We start from the raw sequence: 11,728 nt of genomic DNA on the forward strand, positions 1-11,728 counted from the left end.
TTAACGTGAGTTCGACAAGCCCTTTTTTGACCTCTCCCCCAACCCCTCTTGGACACCCAGAGGGGAGCCAAAACCCTAATTTCTCGTTGCTCTTTCCCCGTGGGAGCTATGGTGTACACACAAGTCTGAAATAGCTGATTAACCCAAGGTTTTACCCCACCCTAACCCTCCCCGTATGTATTGGGGAGGGAACTAGATTTCCCGTCTCCCCCCAATACATCGGGGGGATTAAGGGGGGTAATTCGACTTGTGTGTACACCGTAGCCCCGTGGGAGAGGGAGGTTGGGAAGGAGAGGTTCATCGAACTCACGTTCAGTTAAGGATAATTGGTCTTTCAAGACGCGATAAATCGCGTCTCTAGATCGGGGTTTTGTTGCTGATTCTGAACTGTATTGCGCTATATCGTCTCTCCTACACTTTCTCCTTGGCTGCTGGCACAATGCCAAACTTATTTAAACCTGCATCGATTTCCCTAAGTGTTTTAAAATCTTCTTCTGGTAAAGGATAGCTGCTACTGCCGATCAAACCTCCACTGACAGTAGGCTGCTTTTCTAAAAAAGAGAAAGCTTGGCGAAACTGATGCGGTTTAGCTTTAATTGGTGAATCAAAGTGGCAGGGAATTATCCACTCGAAGTCCCAACTTATAACTTTATTAGCCCAGTCAATGGTTTCTTGTGGTGCGCGATTGAGAATCAACGTTTGTAAAATTGGTGCGACAAATAAACGCCCATTACCTCGCAGGGCATCAAACGATCGCTGCCAATCTGACTGCCATTTAAAGGGATACAATCCAAAATAAGCTTTCCTTGAGCGTTCTGGGGCTTTCAAGGAGTCTTGTAACACCTGACCCCATCGGCGTATATCTAATGTGCTTGGTTGAAAATACAAAGCAAACAAACAGATGCGCTGCCAACCTTTACGGCGATTTACCTGGCTATCTGCAACAATATCGGAAGCATAATCCTTGGCATGAAATAATAAAGGATATGAATCTAATAGAACGATCGCAGGTGGATCTTCTGGAATCGAAAGCACAGAATCCGTGACTAAAAGAGTATGCGATCGCTTGTGGAAAAAAGCAACTTCCGCAAACCTACCAGGGCCAAGACCGATGGGGCCCAGCATTGCATAATCAAACTCGTCAGCAAAGGGGGTTTTGCTACTATCTTCTGGAAGTACTTGAGTTCGTTTTGGGGGTAAGCCAAGCCAGCTAAGGGGAAGATTTAGCGGGAAACTCCACTGATGGGGAGCCACAAATACCTGTGAAGTCGGAAAGTATCTGGCGAAGGGGCCAACAAAAACTTTGTGTTCTATACCAGAGATAGTTGGCAGAATGATGTACTTAATGTCGCCATATTTCACCACCAACTCATTCACAAGTCTGATGCACTCTAGCGTTGGTGCAACTGGCGCGTAGACCAGAAGTCCCCCGGTTTCCAACTTCACAACAGTCATCCGAATCGGGACAACAACGTAGAAAATGCCTTGAATCTGGTCAAAATTCCAGATTGTGTCCTTAAGTACTTCTTGACGAATTGTCTGCCGCCTACCGTAGGGGTAGAGTGGCACAACAGGCCATAATCCCCAGGAAAAATCCTTTGGATAAATCTGTTGTGTATTGACTATGCGTTCATCAGCCACTCTGCAACCCCCTCCAAATTCCCAATACTCAAATTGTTTTTAGCAAATTGTTGAGATAATAATACCAATTTGTAATTCGCAATACTCGCCAAAGGTAAGAAGTAACCTACGTAATTAGTAATTCGTAATTAAGAGGGGTTATATTTAATCTGGATTTCCAGCTTTGCATCTGTAGGTTTTTTTGCAAATGGTATTACCAAAAGGAGATGTTACGGCACTGGGATTCTTTTTATGCGTCCTCATAAAGGATTGGTATCAGTCCTAAAAACAATTAATCGGAGAACATCGTGAAAATAGCGATTATTGCTAAAACATTAATTACATCTATAGGTTTGTTAACTTTGCTTGCCCCAAGTCAAGCTTCGGCTCAACTGATACCGCAACCTTGGGTTTCAGTCGGTGGAAAAGACGGTGATATAACTTATGCTGTCGGAGCTAGGGCTTTGAATTTTGGGGTTGAAGTCGGAACTGGCGCTGATGGTGCTACGGGAGTAGATGTTTTAAAATTTATCAATTTGCCTGTAATTTCACCTTATGTAGGAATTGGACTTTATTCAGAGGATAAAGGTGTTGCCGTTTCAGGTGGCGTTCAGGTAGGTGCTACTAATAACGTTTTTGTTGGTGCTGGTTACAATACTATTCGTGGCTTTAACGGGCAACTGGGAATAAGATTTTAACTAATTCGTAATTCGTAATTCGTAATTCGTAATGACGTTCGCGGACTCGCTAACATCATTATTGGCGAAATACTCATGCGTAATTGTATTTATTGGTGGTCTTGAATTAGTAGGGTATTTAGACTCTAGGTAATTCAATTACGAATTAAGAATTACGAATTACGAATTAATTATGCAGGGGGAGTAATTGAAGTTGAGATTAGTTCTCTAACATGCTTTGCGGAATCTTGTTGTAATGCTGATGCCGCTATCGCTTCACTCTCAACTATACTCAACCGAGCGATCGCCTGCTTCACTCCAGGTATACTTTGAGGATTTACGCTCAATTCATCCAGCCCTAAACCTAATAAAATTGGTGTTGCTAAAGTATCTGCTGCCAATTCTCCACATAATCCTACCGAAATTCCCGCCGTATGGGCAGCTTGGACAGTTTGTTGCACCATTCGCAACACGGCTGGATGTAGTGCATCAACCAAATTTGCCACCCTGGGATTAGTGCGATCGCTAGCCATGACGTACTGACTCAGATCGTTAGTCCCGATACTAAAGAAGTCTACTTCAGCAGCTAACCGATCGGCGATCGCTACTGCTGATGGAACCTCCACCATAATTCCTACTTTCATCGCTGCATCAAATGCGATACCAGCTTGATTTAGTTCAGCCTGCACTTCGCCCAAAATTACCTTAGCTGCACGTACTTCAGTTACAGTAGCAATCATCGGCAACATGATTTTAATTTGGTGTCCGACACTAGCTCTCAAAATTGCCCGTAACTGAGTTTTGAAGAGTTCTGGACGATCTAAACAGAAACGAATTCCCCGCCAACCTAAAAAAGGGTTAGCTTCTGGCAACCCTACTTTAATATAGGGAAGTGGCTTATCACCACCGACATCTAAAGTACGAATAATTAGCGGCCGATTATCTAAAACTTGGGCGATCGCTTGATACACTAATAATTGTTCTTCTTCAGTCGGGGCGCTGGTTCGGTCTAAATACAGAAATTCAGTGCGGAGTAGTCCCACACCTTCTGCACCGCTAGCCACAGCAACTTGCACATCATTTATACTACCAATATTGGCGAAGACGCTAATTTGCCGACCATCACGAGTAATCGCTGGCTGATGTGCCGTAGCTCGTGCTTCCTGTTGGGCAGTTTGCCAAGCTGATTGCTTTGCTGCGAGTAAATCCAAGATGTCTGATTCTGGTTCTACCCAAGCTTTGCCACTTTCACCATCAAGTGCCATCAGTGTACCATCAGCCAGGTGCAACACCTGGGCATCCACTCCCAAAACTGCCGGAATACCCAACGTCCGGGCGATAATGGCACTGTGGGAAGTTGCACTACCAGAAGTTGTACAAATACCCAACACCTTTGTCGGATCTAGTCCCGCCGTATCTGAGGGAGTTAAATCAGTCGTCACCAAAATCGCTGGTGACTCAAGATGCAAGTTAACCGCAGCATTCCCAGCCAGTAATCGCAGCACTCTTTGCCCGACATCTACAACATCGTCAACTCGCTCTTGCAGGTAAGAATCTTCAAGTGCGCGGTAGGAAGTCGCTACTTCATCGACTACACCTTGCCAAGCGGCTTCAGCATTTATATGGTTGTCTAAAATACGCTGATGAGCCGCTGACAACAGTACTGGATCTTCTAAAAATAGTAATTGGGCATCAAAGATGGCGGCTTCAGCATCACCAATTTGCAGAGATGCTTGTGAGAAAACTGCTTGAATTTCTTGTCGGGCAGTGTTGATCGCTGCCTGTAATCGTTGCCACTCTGCATCAGGATCGTTTACGTGGTATTCCGTAATAGAAACGTGGGTAGGTTGATAATGAACAACAGGTGCGATCGCTACTCCTGGAGAAGCTGCAATCCCCGAAAGTTCGCCGGAAGTTGTTGGTGTAACTTCATGGTGTGCTGGTGGAGAATTCAAGGCAACATTATCTTCACCAAAGTTATTGGCAAATAATCCCTGTAATGCAGCCAGTGCCTCATCTGCATCAGAACCAGTGGCAGTAATCAGCAGTTCGTGTCCTTGACGCACCCCTAAAGTTGTGACTTGGTTAATACTGTCACCCCTGACTAGCTCAGTATTTCTTGTTAAATTCCGTACCAGAATTTGAGATTGAAACCGGGCTGCGGTTGCCACAAACTGGGCGGCGGGACGGGCGTGTAATCCTAAGCGATTGCTCACAATCAGCCGAATTTCCCGCGTTGGCGATTCTATATTGGTTGTGATTGGGCTGACAACAGACAACGGCCTACTAACTACATCCAATTGAGTTGCTTTGGCTAGGAGTGCGCCGCGTGCTTCCGCCATAACTTGGTGAATATCTCTACCAGCCGCCGCCGCCACTACAGCAGCGATCGCACCTTCTACTAGAGGTGCTTCACACAAATACACTTTCTCCTGCTGTGCTTCTGGCAAAAACTCGATTGCCATTTCCGCACTCAGCAAAGCACTACCCAAATCCATTAATACCAAGACACCATCATCAGAAAAAACAGAAGCGATCGCCTCATAAACCTGAATCGGATCTGTACCCAATGGATTTTCAGGATCTTCAATACCTGCTGCAACAGCAATGGGAACTTGGCCTTGAACCATCTGCGCGGCGAGTTCCCGCACACCCAAAGCTAGTTGTTTACTGTGAGAAACGATAACAATTGCGATCGCGGCCACACCGTCAACCTTGTTGAGAGGTTTGCGTTTAGCTAGTTATCCATTTCATTTTCCCATTCCGCTACAATTGCAACTGCCCGAATATATTCCGGTCTTTCCAGCTAGAAATACGAATAAAATAGCCTTCTGTTACGGAAATACGTGGTTTCCACTCATAAACTCCATCGCTAGCAGTACGGGAAGAAATGTTTTGGATAAGTTTGTTCCCATCGTACAACTTAATCGAGACATCGCCATCAAAATTATCCCGCCACAATATTAAAAAAGGCTGATCTTTCTTTGGAAGTACTTTACCAACTGGTTGAGCGATCGAGATTTTTGGCGCAATCTGATTTGTGCTTTTCTTACGGAATCCCAGATAATGAGGTAGGTGTCGGAAAGTAGGATTTTCTTGCAGATTAGACAATTGGGGAACAATAATATTTCCTTTTTGGGAATTGAACAAATAAGTCGATCTGCCACCGTCAACGGTAATAATATCGCCTTTGACTCCTAATTTACGTAATAAATCGGCTGCCTCATCCAGAGTCGCTTGGTTCACCGTCATAATCAACAAAAGCTCGTCACCTTTAACACCATCTTTGTTCAGAGTACCGATAACTTGATACTTATTCGCTTGGTTTTGGGCTAATACTTTCGCCGGATGATCGCTATATCGGTAAGTGACAATCGCATTCTTCACTGCTTTTTGGTTAAGAGGCGCACCGCTAGCTTGGTTGTAATCGGTAATATATGCCTGCTTATCATCCCAGACTAAGGTTTTGAGGCGAATATTACGATAATATTTATCTTTTGGTTCCTTGATGGGGCCATAAGGGCTAGTGCCACCAGTGATGACTACACCATTAAGTTTAATCGGAAAGGATAATTGAGTACTAGATTGGTATTGTTCAAAAAAAGAACAATTGATCGTCGAAAAAACGTTGTTTCCATAAAGTTTTTTATATTCGTCTGCAACATCAGAAAACAATTTATTTTGGAAAAAAGGGCTGTAATATTCACCTTCTCCTTGATAATATTTTCCTTCATTTAAACCCATATTATCTACTTCTCCGATAATTTGGTCTATGTGCATTTTACGAAGATTAATAACTTGTAAATAGACTTGGTTACCATTCGTTAATTGTTTTTTATATAAAGCTGCTCCGTCTACAGCTTGGAGAGGCTGATAAGAAGATAAAGGGTTGAAAGTTTGGGCAATCCAAAAGCTACTCAGAATCGGCAGCAAAAAAAGCAGTAAATTGATTAGAGCATTCATCGTCTCGCGATCGCAATTCCACAATAAGTTGTTGTTACTACTTTAAGGCTAATGAGTTTTGATGCCTGCGCCCTGAAATACAAGGGACGGGCTTTTCGGCCCATCCCACAAAACTAACAAAATCATCCCGCAAATATGGAACGGCGGCGATTAAAATTAAAAACGCAGACATAATCAAATTTAGCCAATAATATCATGTCCGCTTGATTGCTTATTAAATCCGAAGAACCCCACCCCGCCAAAGCTGTGCTTTGTCTCCCCTCCCTGCCTGCGGGGAGGGGTTGGGGGTGGGGTTCTTTTATTATGGGTAATTTGGCGGACATGATATAACACCTGCAAACCATCCAGACTCATGTCGAAAGTTGAGAAATAAAACTCAACATCTACTCTTTGTTAACAGTAATTGCATTGAGCACTATCGTTTGCGAGGTGCTTTTGTAAGCACCTCGCAACCCGTGTCACTTAACGATTAGAGAATCTGATTACGATTAAACAAGCACAAAATTCTTTTCGGCTAATGACAGTCCAGCAGATAGTTGGGCAAATTTTACTTGAGTAAACTCAGCCGCACTGCCGTCCTGGTCAAAGTACAGTCCACCTGTAGAATTATCATAAATAAATCGTTGATTGCTTGTCGTTGCAGATGTTCCGATGGTGAACTGAGCATCCGAGAGTGAACCTATTAATAATCCGCCACCAAAACCATTAGCATATACTTCAATCAGTTCATTAGTAGCGTTGAAGTCATAAATAGTGTCAACACCCCCATTGTAATTATAGAAACCAAAGGTATCAGTCCCATCCCCTCCAATTAGGCTGTCATTACCGTCTCCACCTCGGAGGATATCATTGCCATTGCTGCCAACAATATTGTCATCATAGCTCGTACCTGAGATATGTAATTGTTCGATATTGTTGTAGTTAACTCGATACAAGCCTACCGTAATTGAGCCAGTGTTAGTAGTAGCATTGAATGTCGAAGTGATTCCTCCAGCTGTATAGTTGTAAAGGGTGAACAACGAATCATCACCATTACCCCCATCTAACGTTTGAGTCACTAAATCAGACAGGTCAGGATCTAGGGAGTTAATGATTAGATTGAATGAATCATTGCCATCGCCCCCAGACAGAAGGTTATCACCTGTTGAACTGCTAAAGCTCAACTTGTCGTCACCAGCGCCTCCTTCTAGCGTGTTATTACCAGACGGGCGAGAGTCGGAGTAGTCGTTGGAGTTGTAGCTGTCATAGCCACCAGAGATATCAAGCTCATCATTGCCATCACCCCCAGAAAGCAGGTTATCGCCTTTTGAACCACCAGCGCTCAAGCGATCGTCACCAGCACCTCCGTTGAGAGTGTTATTGCCTAATGAGCGAGAGTCCGAAGAGTCTGTGGGATTATTCTCGTTGTAGCCGCCAAAAATGGTAAGAGAATCATTGCCATCGCCCCCAGAAAGCAGGTTATCACCTTTTAAACCACCAGCACTCAAGATGTCGTTACCTGCACCTCCGTTGAGAGTGTTATTGCCTAATGAGCGAGAGTCGGAGATGTAGCCGTAGTTATTCCTGTAGCTGCCAGAAATGTCAAGAGAATCATTGCCATCGCCCCCAGAGAGCAGGTTATCACCTTTTGAACCGCTAGCACTCAACGTGTCGTTACCTGTACCTCCGTTGAGAGTGTTATTGCCTAATGAGCGAGAGTCGAATTTGTCGAATGTGCCACTGAATGTGTCGCTGAATATCCTGCCAGAGATATCAAGAGAATCATTACCATCGTCCCCCAAGAGCAGGTTATCGCCTGTTGAACTGATAGCACTCAAGGTATCGTCACCAATACCTCCGTCAAGGGTGTTATTTCCCGCACCACCTCTGAGCAAGTCATTACCACTCAACCCGTCGATGATGTCGTCACCCCCCTGACCATTGATGACATCATTAGAGTTGTCAAAACCCGTAATGTTGTTATCGAGGTCATTAAGGAAGGTAACAGTGTTTTTGTTGAACACAGTAGTTTGAGTGGAATCAGCATCAAACACATCAAAACTGTCGCTGATGCTGGTTTGTCCATTAAACAGGATATTGCCAATAGCTGGTCGTGAAGAAGTTGCTGGTAGATTATCCAGGTTTTCTAACTTAAAGTTTTGTAGAATAACTTTCCTGTCATTATTAAAACCTTCAAAGGTAATTTCTAAGTTGTTACCATTTTGAGTTAATTGCAGATTTTCAGCAGTAAAACCTATAAATTGCAAAGTGTCTAAGGAGGCAATTACGGTTGCTGAGGGATTTGAACCTTTACCTATGCCACCGAAATCGGTGATAATATCAATGTTAGTGCCGTCATAGGAGCTATCGCTCAAGCTATAAACAAATTTATCATTGCCCGTGCCACCAGTTAGGGTGTCCTTCCCACTCTCACCTGCCAAGATATCATTACCTGCACCGCCAATAATCGTATCTTTGCCATAGCTCCCAAAGAGCGTATCGTTACCATCGTTCCCCACAATAAAATCATCGAACTGTGTACCTGAGATATTTAATCGTTCGATGTTCTTGTAGTTAACTTGATTTGTGCCCGCTGTAATTACTCCCTTGTTTGTAGCAGCATTGAATGTCGTTGCGATCCCCTTTGTAATATTGACATTGGAGATGTAATCAACGGACAATACATCGTCACCCGCTCCCCCATCGATTGTATCTTTGCCAGTATTGCCTGTTGAAAGCGTATCGTTGCCACTATTGCCAACAATATTGTCGTCGAAAGCTGTACCTGAGATATTTAATCGTTCGATATTCTTGTAATTAACCTGATTTGTGCCCGCCGTAATTACTCCCTTGTTTGTAGTGGCATTGAATGTTGTTGCGATCGCCCCTGTAGGATTGCTGTACCTGTAATCAACGGACAATAGATCCTCACCTGCTCCCCCATCGATTGTATCTTTGCCATCATATCCCCCAGAGAGCGTATCGTTCGCACTGCTTCCTACAATATTGTCGTCGTAAGCTGTACCTAAGATATTCAATCGTTCGATATTCTTGTAATTAACCCGATATGTGCCTGCCGTAATTTCTACATTGTTTGTAGTGGCATTGAATGTCGTTGAAATACCCGCTGTAGCGAAACTGTAATCAACGGATAAAAAATCGTCACCTGCTCCCCCATCTATCGTTTGAATTGCTAAATCAGAGAGGGGAGTATCTGAGGATTTGGTACTTAGATAGAAGGAATCATTGCCATCGCCCCCAGAGAACAAGTTATTGCCTGTTGAATAATTAGCAGTCAATGTATCGTCACCAGCACCACCATTAAGGGTGTTATTGCCTGAAGAAAGGTAATAAAATTCTCGACCGCTATAGTTGATAATATCGCCAGAGATATCAAGAGAATCATTACCATCACCCCCAGACAGTAAGTTATTCCCTGTTGAAATGCCAGCATTCAAGGTATCGTTACCAGCACCACCGTTGAGGGTGTTATTGCCTGATGCCTTAAAATTAGGGTCTCCTCTATAAGTTGTAATTCCAGAGGTGGAGAGAGAATCATTACCATCGCCTCCAGCAAGTAAGTTATTCCCTGATGGAGACTGAGCATTCAAGGTATCGTCACCAGCACCTCCTTCTAGGGTGTTATTACCTGAAGAGGGGTAATAAATGTTAGGGCTGAAGCTGCTATAAGCATTAGAAGTGGAAAGAGAATCATTACCATCGCCCCCAAAAAGTAAGTTATTCCCAGATGTTGCCCCAGCATCCAAGGTATCATCACCAACGCCACCCTTGAGGGTGTTAGCGCCTGTTGAAAATTCAACATCTAAGCGATCGTTACCAGTACCACCAATGAGGGAGTCATTGCCCGCACCACCCACGAGGGAGTGATTACCTGTGGAAGAGTCATTACCCGTACCGCCTATGAGAATATCATTCCCCGCACTACCAATGAGGGAGTCATTTCCCGCCCCACCTCTGAGTGTGTCGTTGCCACTTAAGCCGTCAATGAGGTCATCCCCGCCCTGACCATTGATGACATCATCTGAGTTATCAAAGCCGCTAACATCATTGTTCAGGTCATTAAGAAAAGTGACTGTGTTCTTATTGAAGATAGTGCTTTGGGTGGAGTTGGCATTGAACACATCAAAGCTATCTGTGGTGCTAGTTTGTGTATTAAATAAGATATTGCCCAAGTCTACAGTGGCCCCTGTAGATTTGCTCAAGTTTTCCAGGTTTTCCAGGGCAAAGTTTTGCAGGATAACTGAGTTATCAATAAACCTCAAATAAGCATCCCCTGCAAAGCTGATTTCCAAATTGTTGCCTTTTTGGGTCAACAACAAATTTTGGGCAGTGGTGTCATCGCCCTCGAATGCTAGGGTATCCACTTCGGCAATGACTGCTGCTGTCGGGTTTGTTCCTTTACCTACACCACCAAAATCGGTGACGATCGCAATATTGTTGTTGTTATAGTAGTAGTAGAAGACGAATTTATCATTGCCGCCTCCACCAGTCAAGGTGTCGTTGCCACCGTTCGGATATATGGTATCGTTGCCTGCTTTAGCGTTAATCGTATCCGCCTCATCATAACTACCCTGTAGGGTCTCATTACCGTTGGTTCCAATGATATTTGCCATAAGTTTTACCTTTCTAAATCGTTTTTTTCAGTAACTTCAGTTGTCAATTTGCAGATTGTGTTGAAATCTACATACTCTTTATACGTCACCCTTCAATAACAGTAAATTTCTGGAAAATTTACCCAATTTCAAGGTTTTTACGTATACTTCTTTGACCTCAAACTATTTAAGTCTTAAGCACTGTACAAATTAATTAGCGTGTGAATTTGCGAGAACTAGTCATTTCAGGTTTTTTATCATCCTTTTTGAGTAAAAATTACTCTTTTAAGTACCAAAAAATTCAGCTTCAATACCTAAAATTCTTTCTTCATATTTATTTTTTGCCAGCGCCTAAGTCTTACTAGAATATAAAATAATCAACAGTTGACTTTTAATCGGGAAAAAGATTTTGATGCCTTCCTTGTAGGCTGTTATCCGTGGGCATCTAGCTTGAAAATAGAGAACATCTCAAAAGCCTCAAAAGAACTACACAGTCAATATCATACTTAGATGTTTATACTTAAATACTCATCTTTGCATACTCTTCACATTACTTGCTGAAAAATCTATACACAAGTATTGAGCTTTGTATATTCTTCATACTCTTCTGTGTCTGGGCAATAAGAAAGTAGAACCTAGTAGGTAAATATTTTAGGAAGTGATAAAAAATACATATTTTTATTTTTGAAGGCTGCGATCGCCTGCGGTTTTTGCTAGCTACGCCTTGGTTAACTTATACTACGATGAGAGCGATCGCCTGCCAATATATATCTGTGCAAAAATCGCTATAGGTTATAAAAATTATCAACGCAGACATAAACTAATATCATGTCCGGATGATCGCTTACGATAAAGCTAGGAAGTAAAAATATGACT

General features: G+C 43.1%; 5 protein-coding genes. 1 reads left to right on the forward strand and 4 read right to left on the reverse strand.

Annotated features, from left to right (window positions below):
- Nucleotides 1–411: 411 nt before the first annotated feature.
- The gene (locus RMZ95_RS16190; protein ID WP_322682656.1) at nucleotides 412–1,641 is read right to left on the reverse strand and encodes a DUF4336 domain-containing protein; all 1,230 of its coding nucleotides are present in this window, start codon (nucleotides 1,639–1,641) and stop codon (nucleotides 412–414) included.
- A 287-nt stretch (nucleotides 1,642–1,928) separates the two neighbouring features.
- On the opposite strand from RMZ95_RS16190, the gene RMZ95_RS16195 reads away from it, so the two are divergent.
- A complete protein-coding gene (locus tag RMZ95_RS16195) occupies nucleotides 1,929–2,318 on the forward strand; it encodes a hypothetical protein (RefSeq protein ID WP_322682655.1) in 390 nt (129 codons plus the stop codon).
- A gap of 170 nt (nucleotides 2,319–2,488) precedes the next feature.
- On the opposite strand, the gene ptsP is transcribed toward RMZ95_RS16195, so the two are convergent.
- The 3 genes from ptsP to RMZ95_RS16210 all read right to left on the reverse strand — a co-directional run bounded on the left by ptsP (nucleotide 2,489) and on the right by RMZ95_RS16210 (nucleotide 10,873).
- Nucleotides 2,489–5,002, reverse strand: coding sequence for a phosphoenolpyruvate--protein phosphotransferase (gene ptsP, locus RMZ95_RS16200; protein ID WP_322682654.1), 2,514 nt, complete (start codon nucleotides 5,000–5,002; stop codon nucleotides 2,489–2,491).
- A 61-nt stretch (nucleotides 5,003–5,063) separates the two neighbouring features.
- On the reverse strand, nucleotides 5,064–6,260 hold the full coding sequence (locus RMZ95_RS16205) for a hypothetical protein (RefSeq protein WP_322682653.1): 1,197 nt from the start codon (nucleotides 6,258–6,260) through the stop codon (nucleotides 5,064–5,066).
- A gap of 488 nt (nucleotides 6,261–6,748) precedes the next feature.
- Nucleotides 6,749–10,873 (reverse strand): calcium-binding protein, encoded by a 4,125-nt coding sequence (locus RMZ95_RS16210; RefSeq protein ID WP_322682652.1) that lies wholly within the window; start codon nucleotides 10,871–10,873, stop codon nucleotides 6,749–6,751.
- Nucleotides 10,874–11,728: the final 855 nt, after the last annotated feature.

It is taken from the genome of Nostoc sp. DedQUE07, assembly GCF_034530975.2.
GTDB lineage: Bacteria > Cyanobacteriota > Cyanobacteriia > Cyanobacteriales > Nostocaceae > Nostoc.

Excerpts from the sequence above, each read along its gene's own strand:
- RMZ95_RS16205 (WP_322682653.1), bottom strand. The coding sequence starts at position 6,260 with ATGAATGCTCTAATCAATTTACTGCTTTTTTTGCTGCCGATTCTGAGT.
- RMZ95_RS16210 (WP_322682652.1), bottom strand. The coding sequence starts at position 10,873 with ATGGCAAATATCATTGGAACCAACGGTAATGAGACCCTACAGGGTAGT.